This window comes from Micromonospora eburnea (genome assembly GCF_900090225.1).
Taxonomy (GTDB): domain Bacteria; phylum Actinomycetota; class Actinomycetes; order Mycobacteriales; family Micromonosporaceae; genus Micromonospora; species Micromonospora eburnea.
This window is the reverse complement of record NZ_FMHY01000002.1, coordinates 349,519-363,400: the sequence shown is the minus strand read 5'-3', so window position 1 is coordinate 363,400 and position 13,882 is coordinate 349,519. Positions and strand designations below refer to the sequence as shown.

Annotated in this window: 10 protein-coding genes and 1 pseudogene; 5 read left to right on the top strand and 6 right to left on the bottom strand. The window is 72.4% G+C overall.

The window, feature by feature from the left end; translation table 11 throughout:
- Positions 1 to 138: 138 nt before the first annotated feature.
- Together GA0070604_RS01940 and GA0070604_RS01935 are read left to right on the top strand one after the other, a co-directional pair.
- Positions 139 to 1,152, top strand: a complete 1,014-nt coding sequence (locus GA0070604_RS01940) for an NADPH:quinone reductase (RefSeq protein ID WP_091126840.1) — start codon at positions 139 to 141, stop codon at positions 1,150 to 1,152.
- 311 nt (positions 1,153 to 1,463) lie between these two features.
- Positions 1,464 to 1,955, top strand: coding sequence for an NUDIX domain-containing protein (locus GA0070604_RS01935; protein WP_091113169.1), 492 nt, complete (start codon positions 1,464 to 1,466; stop codon positions 1,953 to 1,955).
- 18 nt (positions 1,956 to 1,973) lie between these two features.
- On the opposite strand, the gene GA0070604_RS01930 is transcribed toward GA0070604_RS01935, so the two are convergent.
- Complete coding sequence (locus GA0070604_RS01930; protein WP_244161709.1) at positions 1,974 to 3,623, bottom strand: MDR family MFS transporter; 1,650 nt, start codon at positions 3,621 to 3,623, stop codon at positions 1,974 to 1,976.
- Between the two features lie 122 nt (positions 3,624 to 3,745).
- Between GA0070604_RS01930 and rfaE2 the strand changes: the two genes are divergently transcribed.
- Both rfaE2 and GA0070604_RS01920 read left to right on the top strand, forming a co-directional pair.
- A complete protein-coding gene (rfaE2, locus tag GA0070604_RS01925; protein WP_091113162.1) occupies positions 3,746 to 5,617 on the top strand; it encodes a D-glycero-beta-D-manno-heptose 1-phosphate adenylyltransferase in 1,872 nt (623 codons plus the stop codon).
- Positions 5,614 to 6,462, top strand: a pseudogene (locus GA0070604_RS01920) (glycosyltransferase family A protein); the annotation flags it as partial. The gene rfaE2 and the pseudogene GA0070604_RS01920, both read left to right, overlap by 4 nt.
- Before the next feature lie 5 nt (positions 6,463 to 6,467).
- Here the strand turns inward: GA0070604_RS01920 and GA0070604_RS01915 are convergent.
- From GA0070604_RS01915 to GA0070604_RS01905, 3 genes are read right to left on the bottom strand one after another with little or no spacing between them, the layout of a single operon-like run.
- The gene (locus GA0070604_RS01915; RefSeq protein WP_091113156.1) at positions 6,468 to 7,574 is read right to left on the bottom strand and encodes a glycosyltransferase family 9 protein; all 1,107 of its coding nucleotides are present in this window, start codon (positions 7,572 to 7,574) and stop codon (positions 6,468 to 6,470) included.
- 5 nt (positions 7,575 to 7,579) lie between these two features.
- Positions 7,580 to 8,116, bottom strand: a complete 537-nt coding sequence (locus tag GA0070604_RS01910; protein WP_091113153.1) for an Hsp20/alpha crystallin family protein — start codon at positions 8,114 to 8,116, stop codon at positions 7,580 to 7,582.
- Complete coding sequence (locus tag GA0070604_RS01905) at positions 8,113 to 8,619, bottom strand: DUF2231 domain-containing protein (RefSeq protein WP_091113150.1); 507 nt, start codon at positions 8,617 to 8,619, stop codon at positions 8,113 to 8,115. The genes GA0070604_RS01910 and GA0070604_RS01905 overlap by 4 nt, the downstream gene beginning before the upstream one ends.
- 162 nt (positions 8,620 to 8,781) lie before the next feature.
- Between GA0070604_RS01905 and GA0070604_RS01900 the strand changes: the two genes are divergently transcribed.
- The gene (locus GA0070604_RS01900; RefSeq protein WP_091113146.1) at positions 8,782 to 9,411 is read left to right on the top strand and encodes a pyridoxamine 5'-phosphate oxidase family protein; all 630 of its coding nucleotides are present in this window, start codon (positions 8,782 to 8,784) and stop codon (positions 9,409 to 9,411) included.
- 10 nt (positions 9,412 to 9,421) lie between these two features.
- Here the strand turns inward: GA0070604_RS01900 and GA0070604_RS01895 are convergent, their stop codons facing one another.
- Positions 9,422 to 9,670: a hypothetical protein gene (locus GA0070604_RS01895; RefSeq protein WP_141721208.1), complete on the bottom strand. Its 249-nt coding sequence runs from the start codon at positions 9,668 to 9,670 to the stop codon at positions 9,422 to 9,424.
- A 134-nt stretch (positions 9,671 to 9,804) separates the two neighbouring features.
- A complete protein-coding gene (locus GA0070604_RS01890; protein ID WP_167363382.1) occupies positions 9,805 to 13,650 on the bottom strand; it encodes a S8 family serine peptidase in 3,846 nt (1,281 codons plus the stop codon).
- Positions 13,651 to 13,882 lie beyond the last annotated feature (232 nt).

The window sequence follows — 13,882 nt, the reverse complement described above, 5'->3', positions numbered from 1 at the left end:
TCCCGTTGTCGCCGGTATGTCCCGCAGCACCACCACTCCTGCCGGCCACCGCCGGGTTGTACGTTTTCCGGGGCGAGTCGGATCGGCATGACCGGGGAACGGCCGGGTAGCGCAGGTGTCGGCGGTGAAGGGATGGCGATGAAGGCGATCGTGTACGAACGCAACGGGGACGCCTCGGTGCTCCAGCAGGTCGAGCGCCCGATCCCGGCGCCAGGACCCGGCGAGGTGCTGGTGCGGATGGCCGTCTCGGGGGTGAACCCGACCGACTGGAAGGCCCGCGGCCAGTGGCCGTTGCCGGCCGGCTGGCAGATCCCCGGGCAGGACGGCGCCGGGGTGATCGAGGCGGTCGGCGAGGGCGTCGACCAGATCCTGATCGGCGCGCGGGTGTGGCTCTGGGAGGCCGCCTGGCAGCGCCCCTGGGGCACCGCCGCCGAGTACACGGTGGTGCCGGTCCGGCACGCGGTCCGCCTCGGTTCGGCCTCCTTCGACCTGGGCGCCTGCCTCGGCATCCCCTTCCTGACCGCGCACCGCTGCCTGACCGCCGGCGAGTTCATGCCGGACAAGCTGCACGCCGGCGCGCTGAGCGACCACGTGGTGCTGGTGCAGGGCGGCGCGGGCGCGGTGGGCAACGCGGCGGTCCAGCTCGCCCGCTGGGCCGACGCCTGCGTGATCACCACGGTCAGCAGCCCGGAGAAGGCGCAGCTCGCGGCGGCGGCCGGGGCCAACTACGTGATCAACTATCGCGAGCAGGACGTGGTCGAGGAGGTCCGCAAGATCGCGCCCGACGGGGTGCACACGATCGTCGAGGTCTCCGCGGCCCGCAACGCCGCCACCGACGTGCAGATCCTGCGCAACGGGGGCGCGGTCTGCGTGTACGCCGACGACGGCGGCTCCGAGGTGGCCCTGCCGATCCGGCCGCTGATGGTGCCGAACGCCCGCTGGCAGTTCGTGCTGATCTACACGGCACCGAAGGCGGCCAAGGCGCAGGCGGTGACCGACGTGGCGGCGGCGGTGACCCAGGGCGCGATCCGGGTGGGCGCGGAGGCGGGGCTGCCACTGCACTACTACCCCATGTCTGCGGCCCAGGCGGCGCACAAGGCGGTGGAGGACGGGGCGGTCGGCAAGGTGCTCATCGCCACGTCCGAGGCGTGACCACGCGAAACGGATTTTCCCGACACCAGGACAGAGGCGAACAAGTTTCGCGACAATAGCGGTGCGGGTCACCCCGTATGGACGGGCGGCCCCGGCGCGGTGCGAACGCCGGGGCCGCCCTCTGGGGAGGGAGGTTCGTTCCGGGGAACATGCCCCTACCCGTGCAGGCGACGGTACGCCGGAAAGTGTTACGACGCGGTCGGTTCGCGCACCTCCAAGCAGGCAAAACCGGACAGGTTAGTGGCGCCCGTCACATTCAGGGAACCCTCGGAACGCCCGATCCGGCTGAGGATGCTGCGTAGATTGTCCGGGTGAGCATCTCGTGGGCCGACTCGTACGTGGGACAGCTACGCGCCCTGGCCGGTGACCGCACCCTGATGTTCGTCGGGGCCCGTGCGGTGGTCCGGGACAACGCCGCCCGGGTGTTGTTGATCCAGCGCTCGGACAACGGCCAGTGGGCGATGCCGGCCGGCGCCATGGAGCTGGGCGAGTCGATCGCCGACTGCGCCGTCCGGGAGGTACGCGAGGAGACCGGCCTACGTGCCCTGCGGGTCAGCGCGTTCGCCCTCTACACCGGCCCCGACCGCACCCACACCAACATGTACGGCCACACGTACCAGATCTTCACCACCGCGTTCCGGGTCGACGAGTGGGACGGGGACCTGCTCCGGATGACCGACGAGACCATCGACGCCGGCTTCTTCCACCGGGAGGAACTGCCCGCCCCGCTCTCCGCCAGCGTCGCCGAGACCCTCGCCGACCTGGACGTCTTCGAACAGACCAACCGGCTGATCCTCAAGTAGTCCCGCCCTCACGCCCACTCAGAGCATCGTCTGCGACTTCGACTCCATGTCGGAGGCGGCCTCCTCCTTCGACTCCTTGGTCAGCGGCTTGCCGCCGGCTGCGGCGGCCTTCCCGCCGAGCGGGTCCGCGCCGCCGGTCGCGCCGTGTGGGCCGGTGCCCCGCAGTTGCTGGTTCGGCAGGGCCAGGGTGACCAGCACCGCAAGGATGGCGATCAACCCGGTGGTCAGGAAGACCAGGTGCAGCGACTCGACGAACGCGGCCTGGATCGCGGACCGGACCGGGGTGGGCAGGGCGAGGATGGTCGCCGGTTCGTTGATCGAGATCCTGGTGCCGCCACGGGCCGCCACCGCCGCCTGCTCAGCCGGCGGAAGCTGCGCGATCGCGGCCGGTAGCCGGCTGGCGAGCTGGCTGGTGAGCTGCGTCGACAACACCGCGCCGAGGATCGCCACGCCGAACGAGCCGCCCAGCGAGCGGAAGAAGGTCGCCGACGAGGTGCCGGCGCCCAGGTCCCGCGGGTCCACCGCGTTCTGCACCGCCAGGATCAGCGACTGCATGCACAGGCCCAGCCCGACACCGATCACCACCATGTAACCGAAGGCCGCCCAGATCGAGGTGGCCACCTGGAGCTGCCGGAAGAGCAGCATGCCGGCAACCAGCACCGCCGAGCCGACCACCGGGAACCACTTGTAGCGCCCGATCCGGCTCATCGCCCGGCCGGCCAGCACCGAGGTGACGATGATGCCGGCCATCATCGGCAGCATCAGCAGACCGCTGCGGGTCGGCGAGGCGCCCTTGACGATCTGGAGGTAGAGCGGGATGAAGATGATCGACCCAAACATCACCAGACCGAGCACGAAGCCCGCCGTGTTGGCCAGCGTGAACGTGCCGCTACGGAACAGCCGCAGCGGCAGGATCGGCTCGCTCACCCGGGCCTCCTGGAGGACGAAGAGCACGCCCAGCACCGCCCCGGTCACGAACAGCCCGATGATCACGCCGGAGCCCCAGGCGTACTGGGTGCCGCCCCAGCTCAGCGCCAGCAGCAGGCTGCTCACCCCGGCGACCAGCAGTGCCGCCCCGACCCAGTCGATGGCGTGCTGGCGCCGCTGGAACGGGACCAACCGCATGACGTGGTAACACACCACGATGGCCAGGATCGCCAACGGCACGTTGATGTAGAAGATCCACCGCCAGTTGGTCTGCGCGAAGTAGCCGCCGACCAGCGGGCCGGCCACCGACGACAGGCCGAAGACCGCGCCGAAGAGTCCCTGGTAGCGGCCGCGTTCCCGGGGACTGACCACGTCCGAGATGATGGTGAAGGCCAGCGTCATCAGGCCACCGGCGCCCAACCCCTGCACGCCCCGGGTGATGATCAGCTGGGTCATGTTCTGCGACAGGCCGGCCAGCAGCGAGCCGACCAGGAACGTGCCGATCGAGAAGAGGAACACCGGGCGACGCCCGCGCAGGTCGGCCATCTTGCCGTAGAGCGGGGTCGAGGCGGTGGAGGCGAGCAGATACGCGGTGACCACCCACGAGTAGTGGTTGATTCCGCCCAGCTGGCCGACGATGGTCGGCAACGCCGTACCGACGATGGTCTGGTCCAGCGCCGCCAGCAGCATCCCGGTCATCAGACCGAACATCAACAGACGGATCTGGCGGGCGTGCAGCACGGGACGATCGTGGGCTTGGGCAGTCATTACGCCCGCTTTCCCGCCTCCCGCAGAACATGCCACCGAATCGCGACCCGCCGCGGACAGGTTTGGCCGGACCGGCGTGGGGGACCCGGGAAAGCATGGCAGGAGCAGCGGAAGAACGCCGGCTTGCCACCGTCGTGGAGAGCTGGCAGGGGCGTCCCGTGCTGGTCGTCGGCGACGCCATGCTGGACGAGTGGCGGTTCGCGGAGTCCGAGCGGCTCTGCCGTGAGGCCCCCGCACCCGTCCTCACCCTGCGCCGGCGCATCTCGGCGGCCGGCGGCGCGGCGAACACCGCCGTCAACGTCGCCGCCCTCGGCGGGCGGGCCGTGCTGGTCGCCCCGGTCGGCGCCGACGCGGCCGGCGACGAACTGCACGACTGCCTGGACCGTGCCGGCGTCTGGGACCGTACGGTCAACCAGCACGGCCGACCGACCCCGGTGAAACGACGAATGCTCGCCGGCAACCAGATCCTGCTCCGCGAGGACTCCGGCGAGCCGGACGACGCCCTCGACGACGACGGGGTGGCCCGCCTGCTCACCGCGCTGCACTGCGCGACCGAGGAGCTGCGGGCCGCCTCCGGCGGACAGCCGCTCACCCTGGTCGTCTGCGACTACGGCCTGGGCGCGCTGCCGAGGGCCCTCCGCGCCTGGCTGGTCGCCAACCGGGACCGCTACGCCACGGTGGCGCTCGACGCGCACGACCTGGCCGACTGGCGCGGACTCAATCCCACCGTGGTGACCCCGAGCTTCGCCGAGGCGACCCGGTTGCTGGCCCGCGCGGCGGCCGGCTTCGGTGGCGGGAACCGTACCTCGGTGCGGGCCGCCACCGCTGGTGACCTGCACCTGGATCCGGCCGAACCGACCGACGGCCCGTCCGAGCTGGTTGTCGGCGCGGCACCGGGCGGGGCCGGCGAGCGGGCTCCGGGCACCCCGCACCCGACCTCCGGCGCGCCGTCCGCCGACGGGCCCGGCACGCCGCCGACCGAGGGGCCCGGCCCGGTCACCGGGCCGACGGGTGAGCCGACCCCCGGCGAGGACCGGGTCGCGCTCACCGGGGACGGGCTCAGCGTCACCGGCACCGGCGTCACCGTCAACGCCGTCGCCGGCGAGGGCGTCGACCGGGCGGTGCTGGCCGAGTCGCGCCTGGCCGAGCTGCACGCGCACACCGGCGCCGACGTGGTGGCGGTGACCCTGGACACCGAGGGCGCGGTCGTCGGTGGGGCCGACGGCGTACGCCGGCGCAGCCACAGCACCCCGGTCCCGGCCAGCCACGCGGTGGGCGCGGGTGACGCGTACCTGGCGGCGATGACGCTGGCGCTGGCGGCGGAGGCGAGCCTGCCGACCGCCGCCCAGCTCGCCCAGCTCGCCGCCACCATCACCGTCTCCGACACCGGCACCTGCGTCTGCCGGCGGGAGGACCTGCTCGACGCGCTCGGCGCCGGGGCGGACGAGGCCGGCCACTCGACGCTGATCGGCACGGACGAACTGGCCGCGCTCGTCGCGGAGCAGCGCCGGGCCGGCCGGTCGATCGTCTTCACCAACGGCTGCTTCGACGTGCTGCACCCGGGGCACGTCCGCTACCTGACCCAGGCCCGCGCGCTCGGCGACCTGCTGATCGTGGCGGTCAACTCCGACGGCAGCGTACGCCGGCTCAAAGGGACGGACCGGCCGGTCAACCCGGTCGAGGACCGGACCGCCCTGCTCGCCGCGCTGGAGTGCGTCGACCACGTGGTGGTCTTCGAGGAGGACTCGCCGGCGAAGCTGATCGAGGCGGTGCGCCCCGACGTGTACGTCAAGGGCGGCGACTACCCGCCGGAGATGGTGCCCGAGGCGCCGCTGGTGCGCCGGCTCGGCGGGCAGGTCCGCACCCTCGGGTACGTGCCGGACCGCTCCACCTCGGCGATCATCGACCGGATCCGGGCGCAGTCGGTCGCCCCCACGGTCGGCGAGGGGACGGGCAGACCCACGTGAACCGGCCGCTGGACCTGGGCAGCCCGGAACGGTTCCGCCGTCCCCGGCAGCTCGACGTGCTGATCCCCACCCGCAACCGCCCGGCCGAACTGGCGGTCACCCTCTCCGGACTGGCCGCCCAGGAGGGCGTACCCGACTTCGGGGTGGTGGTCAGCGACCAGTCCGACGGCGATCCGGCGTACGTCCACCCGGCGGCGGCCACCATGGTCCGGGCGCTGCGCCACCGGGGCCATCCGGTGCTGCTGACCCGGCGGTTGCCCCGGCGTGGGCTGGCCGAGCACCGGGCGTACCTGCTGGACCGGTCGGCGGCCCGGTACGTGCTCTGTCTGGACGACGACGTCTGGCTGGAACCGGGCACGCTGTCCCGGCTGGCCACCGCGATCGCGGAGCTGGGCTGCGGGTTCGTCGGCAACGCGGTGCACGGCCTCTCCTACCTCGACGACGTACGCCCCGAGACGCACGTCCACTACGAGGAGTGGGACGGCCCACCCGTACCCGAGCGGATCCGTCCCGGCACCCCGCAGTGGCAGCGCGCCACCATCCACCCGGCGGCGAACCTGCTGCACGTCACCGCGAAGCTGCGGCTGCCGGCGGGCGCCTGGCGGGCGTACAAGGTTTCCTGGATCGGCGGGTGCGTGCTCTACGACCGGGCCAAGCTGGTCGACTCCGGCGGCTTCGAGTTCTGGCGCCGGTTGCAGGAGCGGCACCAGGGCGAGGACGTGGCCGCGCAGCTCGCGGTGCTGGAGCGCCACGGTGGCGCCGGGGTGCTGCCCAGCGGGGCGTACCACCTTGAGTCGCCGACCACGGTGACCGAACGGGAGGTGGAGGCGTGGGAGGTCGTCCTCGCCGGTCAGCCCGCCAGCAGCTCGCGGGCGGCCTCGACGACCTCGATCACCGGCACGTCGGCGACGAACGAGTCCCGGTGCGGGCAGTCGCCGTCGCCGGGCCGGTGCGGATAGATGCCCGGGGTGCAGTCGACGCCGCAGACCGGACAGTGCGTGGTCCAGGCGGCGATCGGGCGGTGCCGGGCCCGCAGCGGCGTCGCCCCGTTGATCAGGTTGCCGATCCAGTAGACGCCCACCGTCGGGGTGCCGACCGCGCCGGCCAGGTGCAGCGGCCCGGTGTCGTTGGAGACCACCAGTGCGCAGTCCGCGTAACAGGCGGCCAGCCCGCCGAGGCTGAGCGTGCCGACCTGCGGTCGGAGCGGTACCCCGGCCGCCGCGACCACCGCGTCGACCGTCCCCCGCTCGGCGGGGGTGCCGGTGACCAGCACCTCGTACCCGTCGCCGACCAACGCGCGGGCGACCTCTCCGAAACGCTCCGGCGGCCAGCGCCGCCGGGTGTCGGTGGCCCCCGGGTGCAGCGCAACCCGGGGACGCGTCGACTCGCCGAGCACCGCGCGGGCCTCGGCCCGGTCGGTCCCGGTGACGGCCAGGGCCGGGATGATCGTGGTGGCCGCCGCCCCGACCAGGGCCACCGCCTCCAGGTAGCGGATCACCTCGTGCTGGTAGTAGACGTACCTGATCCAGCGGTCCAGCGGCGGCGCGTCCTCGGCGCGCAGACCGGCGGTGACCCGCGCGCCGAGACCGGAGACCAGGGGGTTGGAGTTGGCTCCGCCGCCGTGCAGCTGCAACGCCAGGTCGAAGCGCTCCGCGCGGGCCGCCGCCAGGAAGTCCGCCAGCTCCGCCGGCGGCTCGTCCGGCCCGGCCTCGCGGATGCCGGGCGCGGCCGGCACCACCAGCACCCGGTCCACCGGGCCGGGGCGGTCGCGCCAGAGCGCCGCGTGCCACGGCGCACCGAGCAGCACGATCTCCGCCCCCGGGTACGCGGCCCGCAGCGCCGCCAGCGCCGGCAGGATGAAGATGAAGTCGCCGAGCGCGTTCGCCCGCAGCACGGCGATCCGCTCGACGTCGGATACCCGCTCGCCGACCGGGCCGAGCACGGACGGGCTGGCCACGGAACCTACGGCCGGTCGATCTCGTCGACCGTGGTGTCCGGGTGGTGCAACTCCCGGTCGGCGGCCGGATCGGCCAGCTTCCGCGTACCCGGGGCGGTGGCGCGGGGCCCGGCGCGGCCGACGGTGATGGTGCGCGGCGTGGGCCGGGCCGCCCGGGGCAGCCGCACCCGCAGCAGGCCGTGGTCCATCACCGCGTCGATCCGGTCCGGGTCCACCCGGGACGGCAGGTCCACCCGATACTCGAAGCCACGCGTCTCGACGCCGCCCGGGATGCCCTGGTCGGCGTTCACCTCGGCCTCCGAGCGGGCCCGTACGCACAGTTCCCGGTCGTCCACCTCGACGGCCACCTCCTCGGGTGCCACGCCGGGCAGCCGGACGACCACCTCCCAGCCGTCGGCCACCGCACCGACCTCGACCTCCGGTGGGCCGGACCGGCCCCCGACCAGCCGGCTCAGCTCGGACCGCAGGGACTGGAGCTCGCCCATCGGGTCCCAGCCCTGGTACCGGGCACGCCAGCTCCGGCCACCGCTCTGTTCGGTCATCGCACGTCTCCGATCCCTTGGGCCGCCGAGGAGGGCCGCAGCGAGCTGGGGGCGTCCAGGTCGGCCTCCCGGTCGACGCCGACGCCCAGCCGGTCCACCAGCTCACCGCCGAGCCAGGCGCTGATCCCGAGAATCGCCACGGCGACCACCTCGATGGCGATCAGGGCTCCCCCGGCGGCCCGGGAGTCGGCGTTCAACCGCACCGCCCAGACCGCGGCGAAGAGCAGGATCACCGCGAGATTCGCGGCGGCGTGGGTGAGCCCGACCCGCTTGGCGCGGGTGCCGGTCGGGAGGGCGAACAGGTCGACCGAGCCGGCCGCCGCGGCCAGCAGGCCGCCGACCAGGCCGACCGCGATGTTCCAGTACGCGGCCTCGGCCAGGTAGTCCGGCCCGCCGGCGGCGTCGACCACATCGAAGATCACCGCGGTGATCAGGAGCGCCACCGGGAACATCACCAGCATCGGGTGCAGCGGGTGACCCAGCACCTTCAGTCGGCTCTCCATCCGGCCTCCAACGGTCCGCGTCCGAGCGCTGCGGGTCAGCCGTACCCGCCGCTCCCGGGGGCAAAACTCGCGTTCGACGCGCTCACCTAGGCTGACGATGGCGGAAGCCGGCCAGTCGTGGGCCGGAATCACCGTCAACGTCAACGGACGGGGGAGGAAGTCGTGACGACGGAGATCACCTCACCGGAGGAACTGCGCGAGCTGCTGGGCACGCCCAACCGTCGGTCGCTCGACAAGGAACGCACGGTGCTGCACGCCCGGGACCGGGAGTGGCTGGCCGCGTCGCCGTTCTGCCTGGTCGCCACGGCCGGCGCGGACGGCAGCTGCGACGTCTCGCCGAAGGGCGACCCGCCCGGCTTCACCCAGGTGCTGGACGAGGCGACCATCGCCATCCCGGAGCGGCCCGGCAACCGGCGGGCCGACGGCTACCGCAACATCCTGGCCAACCCGCGCGTCGGGCTGATCTACCTGATTCCCGGCCGCACCGACACGCTGCGCATCAACGGTCGGGCCCGGCTGGTGCGGGACGCTCCGTACTTCGCCGACATGGTGGTCCGGGGGCACCGGCCGGTGCTGGCCGTCGAGGTGGCCATCGAGCAGATCTTCTACCACTGCGCGAAGGCGTTCCTCCGCTCCGAGCTGTGGCAGCCGGAGACCTGGCGACCGGAGGTCCTGCCGACCCGGGCCCGGCTGGTGAAGGAGGTGGAGGCCCCGGCGGACAACCTCGCCGACCTCGAACGCCACTACGGCCCGGACTACGTGAAGACCATCTACGAGCCGGTGCCGCAGTGATCCGTGGTGGTCAGCCGCCCTGGCGGGCGAACGGGTTCCGGCCCGAGGCGGCCAGGTAGAGCGGAAAGAACACCACCCACAAGATCACACAGCCCAGGAACCACGCCTCCGGCGTCTCGATCCGCAGCGACCCGATCGCGACGGAGACCGGGCTTCCGCGCCGCAGTCGCTCCCTGGCGTCCGTGTAGACCCACGCATCCAGGGCGAGCACGACGAGCAGGACGAGGATCGCCACCGCGGGGGCAGGTACCGCTGTCATGTGCTGCTGCGCTTCCGTCGGCTGGGTCACGGGATGGCCCGGCAATCGTAGCTCCGCCGCGGCGACGAGCCCCCCAGACGACGGTTCCCCCGCCGCAGTCGCGACGGGGGAACCGATCGGAGGTGCCGACGAGATCAGGTGACCTTGAAGCTCTGCCGCGGGCTGAACCCGGCGGCGTGGTCGGTGTCGGCGGGCTTGTACACCCGGTAGCCGTAGGTGCCCTTGCTGGTCGGCTTGATGGAGAACGAGTAGGTGCTCGACGAGGAGAGCTTCTTGCTCGTGATGTTCTTCCACGTACCGTTGACCAGGCGCTGGAGGTAGACCGTCTGCCCCGCGTGCCTCGGCGAGACCGAGCCGGAGAGGGTCACGGTGCCGCCACGGCGGAACGAGGTCTTCGACAGTTTCGCGGTCACCGCCGTCGCCACGGTCACCGTCCGCAGGCTGCTGACGCTGCCCATGTACGTGGTGGAACCCCGGTACAGCCACTCGTAGGTGACGCCCTTGGCCGGCTTGTGGGTGTACGCGAGCGCGCCGTTGGTGCCGCTGGTCACGGTGGCGATCAGGACGAACGACGAGGCGCCCTTGTACTTGCCGTACAGCTGGACGGTCTGGCCGGCCAGGCCGGCCCCGGTGTCCTTGCGGGCCAGCTTGCCGGTAAGGGTCACCGCGCCGCCGTAGGTCAGCGCCGTGATCCTGCTGCCGACGGTCGCGGTGGTGCCGAGCAACTGGACCGTCGGGCCCGAGCTGTACCGGCCGGACCGGTCCCGCACCCACACCCGGAAGGTGTAGGAGGACCCGGCGACCAGGTTGGACGCGGTGGCCGACCTGCCGGCGCCCGCGTACACCGCGATCCCGCTGGTGACCGAGGACGGTGCGGTGGTGCCGGCGGCGGCCCGGACGATGACCTGGTCCAGGTCGTTGATGTTCGGCAGGGTCCAGCTCAGCGTGGCCACCCGGTAGCCGCCGACCGCCTTGAGACCGCCGACCGCCGGCGGCGCGAGGTCCTCGGTACGGAAGGTGGTGGTGAACGCCTCCGCCTGGGCGGCGCGCGCGCTGTCCTTGAGCCCGCTCACGACGATCCGGTACGGGGTGTTGTCCTGTAGCGCCGCGGTCGGGGCCAGGGTCACCTTGTTGCCGCTGACCGAGACGTCCGTGGCCACGGCCGCACCGGTAACGCCGTTGACCAGGCGCACGGTGGACGAGGTCACCGTGGCCGGGTCCACGTCCCGGGCGAAGGTGACCGTCGGCTTCGCCGCGACCGCCACGCCGGTGGCGAAGTCGGCCGGCGACGCGTCCCGCACCCAGCGCTGCTCGCCCACCGGGCTCGGCTGCGCGCCGTTGTACGCCACGACCAGCCCGGCGTTGTAGTTGGCGGTGACGACGTCGATCTTCTTGTCGCCGTCGAGGTCGCCGAGGGCCAGGCCCTGGAGGTGGGTGTGCGTGGCGTACGGCATGGCGGAGACGCCCGGCGTTCCGAGCGAACCGTTCGCCTGCTGCGGAAGGACGCTGACCGAGGTGCTGTGCACCGTGACCACGTCGTTCCGGCCGTCGCCGTTCACGTCGGCGGCCTCGACCGTCTCGGGCAGGTCGCCCGACGGGGTCAGCTGGGGGGCGTCCAGGCCGCCGCCCGCGTTCTGCCGCAGGACGGCGACGTTCGCGGCCGGCGTGTTCAGGTACAGCGTGGCGATCACGTCGGCGCGGCCGTCACCGGAGACGTCGGCGACCTCGATTCCGCCGATCCTGGTGGCGGAGCCGGCCGGGTGGTCGGTGCGGTTCCAGCCGGCATCGGTTTGGTGCCAGACCCGGACGGACGTGCCGGAGAACCCGACCACGTCGTTGCGGCCGTCACCGTCGAGGTCACCGATCTCCAGCTCACCGCTGCTCTCGGCCGCGATGGCCGAGACGGTGAAGGTGTGGTCCGCCTCCTGGGTCAGCAGTTTCACTCCGTCGCTGGTGACCACCAGGTCGGTGTCGCCGTCACCGTCCATGTCGGCGGCGGCGAGGGCCGAGCTGTTGGCGGTGCCGGCGAGCGTGCCGGTCGACTCCAGCGTGCCCGTGTCGGTCTGCCGGAAGATCTCCACACCGGCGCTGCTGGTGACGGCCACGTCCTGCCGGCCATCGCCGTTGACGTCGAGCACGGCGAGGGCCGCCGAGTCCCCGTACGCCAGCCCGGTGGCGTACTTGACCGGCGCGGCCAGGGTCCCGTCCGGCTGCTGCGCGTAGACGAAGAGCTTGTAGTCGTTGGCCTCGTCGAAGTAGAAGCCGGTGGCCATGACCACGTCGTTGCGGCCGTCGCCCGTCACGTCACCGATGGCCACGGTCTGCGGCGACGAGCCGGTCGCCTTCGCCTGGTACGGCCCGAACATCGGCGCGGTGGTGCTGGCCAGGGTCAGGGTGTAGGGCCGGGTGTCGGCGGATCCGTTGTAGTTGCGCACCGAGACGTAGTAGGTACCGGCGGCCACCTTGGCGGAGACCTTCTCCGAATCGCCGACGGTGCCCGCGTCGGACACGCCGACCAGGCGCAGGTTGCCGTCGTAGACGGCGAGGACCGGGTCGAGGTTCTGGTACCAGTCCGGGTTGTACCCGGCCGGCTTCACCGTCACGTTGATGGCCTTGAGGCCGTCAGTGCTGAACTTGTACCAGTCGACATCACCCTCAGCGCCGATGGTGCCGGTGATCGACGCGCCGAGCGCGGTGGCCCGGGCCGGCACGTCGTTCGGCTCGTTGGCGCCGAGCGAGGGGGCCGGGAACTCCGCCGCCCGGACAGCGCCGACCGAGGCGTACGCGTCGAGGATCCCGTAGCCGTAGTACGGGTCGATGCCGCGCGGCCCGGCGTCCCGAGCCTTCGTGCGGATCTGGGAGAGGACCTGCGCCGGGGTCAGCGTCGGGTACACCGTCCGGACCAGCGCGGCGGTGCCGGAGACGATCGGGGCGGAGAAGGAGGTGCCGTCGGCGATGTAGTAATCCGATCCGAGACCGGTGGAGACGATGTTGGCGCCGGGCGCGGCGACGTCGATCCAGTCACCGTACGAGCTGAAGTCGGTGAGTCGGCCGGCCTCGTCGGTCGCGGCGACCGAGATCACCTCGGGGTAGGCCGCGGGATACTGCGTCTCGCCGTCGCCCTCGTTGCCGGCGGCGGCCACCACCACCGCGCCCTTGCCGGTCGCATAGGTGATCGCGTCGTGCAGGGCGGTGTTGTCGCCCGGACCGCTGAGCGACATGTTGATGATCTTGGCGCCATGGTCGGCGGCCCAGATGACGCCCCGGGCGATGTCCGAGTCGTACCCGTAGCCTCGGGCGTCGAGCACCTTGATCGGCATCACGCGAGCGGTCCAGGCGGCACCCGCCACGCCGATACCGTTGTTGGTGTTGGCCGCCGCGACGCCCGCCACCATCGTGCCGTGGCCGTTGTCGTCAGCCGCCGAGGCACCCGGCCTGATCGCGTTGTAACCGGCCACGGTCCGACCGGCCAGGTCGGGGTGTGCCGTGTTCACACCGGTGTCGACCACCGCGATGATCTGACTGGTGGAGCCCTTGGTGCGGTCCCACGCCTGGGGCAGCCGGACGGTGTTCAGATAGGACTGGTCCCCGTAGACGTACCCCGGGTCGTTCGGCTTGGCGCTGGCCGTGCGCCGGTAGTCGAGGCTGACGCCGGCGACCGCCGGGTCACTACGCAGGCTGCGCAGCAGATCGGCGGCCGGGGCATCGCCGTGCACCTTGACCCAGCGGGTCCCGCTGACCGCGGAGGTGCCCTTGATGCCACGTCCGGAAAGGACCTTGTCCTTCGCCGACTTCGAGGCGTCGGGCTTGAACCGGACGAGAACGGCGCGCGGGTCGAAGTCGCGTTCCGCCAGGTCACGCGAGCGTTCTGGCCGCGGCAACCGCTTGGCGCTGAACTGGTGGTCGGGCGACTGGGCAGCGCGCGCCGGCTGCACGCCGGGGACGAGCGCCCCGGTGACGGCCAGTACGAGCGCAGCCACCGCCGAACGGCGGAGTGCCATGTGATCCCCCGTGGGTCGAATCGATCAGAGCACCGCAGGCAGGAGAAGAGATTGCGGGCGGTCGAAGTGTCGCAGAGGCGGGCCCGTTGGCGCCACCGCCAAACGGGCGACCCCATCGAGCCCCCTGGCTACGCCCCGGCGGTGGCCGCCGCACCCGTCGCCATCGCGCGACGCGGGCCGCCGGCGGCGGCGTGACCGACCTCGGGAAACG

Bases quoted from the DNA above. Each gene is read 5' to 3' on its own strand.
- GA0070604_RS01940 (WP_091126840.1), top strand. From the start codon at position 139: ATGAAGGCGATCGTGTACGAACGCAACGGGGACGCCTCGGTGCTCCAG.
- rfaE2 (WP_091113162.1), top strand. From the start codon at position 3,746: ATGGCAGGAGCAGCGGAAGAACGCCGGCTTGCCACCGTCGTGGAGAGC.
- GA0070604_RS01910 (WP_091113153.1), bottom strand. From the start codon at position 8,116: ATGACCGAACAGAGCGGTGGCCGGAGCTGGCGTGCCCGGTACCAGGGC.
- GA0070604_RS01905 (WP_091113150.1), bottom strand. From the start codon at position 8,619: ATGGAGAGCCGACTGAAGGTGCTGGGTCACCCGCTGCACCCGATGCTG.
- GA0070604_RS01895 (WP_141721208.1), bottom strand. From the start codon at position 9,670: ATGACAGCGGTACCTGCCCCCGCGGTGGCGATCCTCGTCCTGCTCGTC.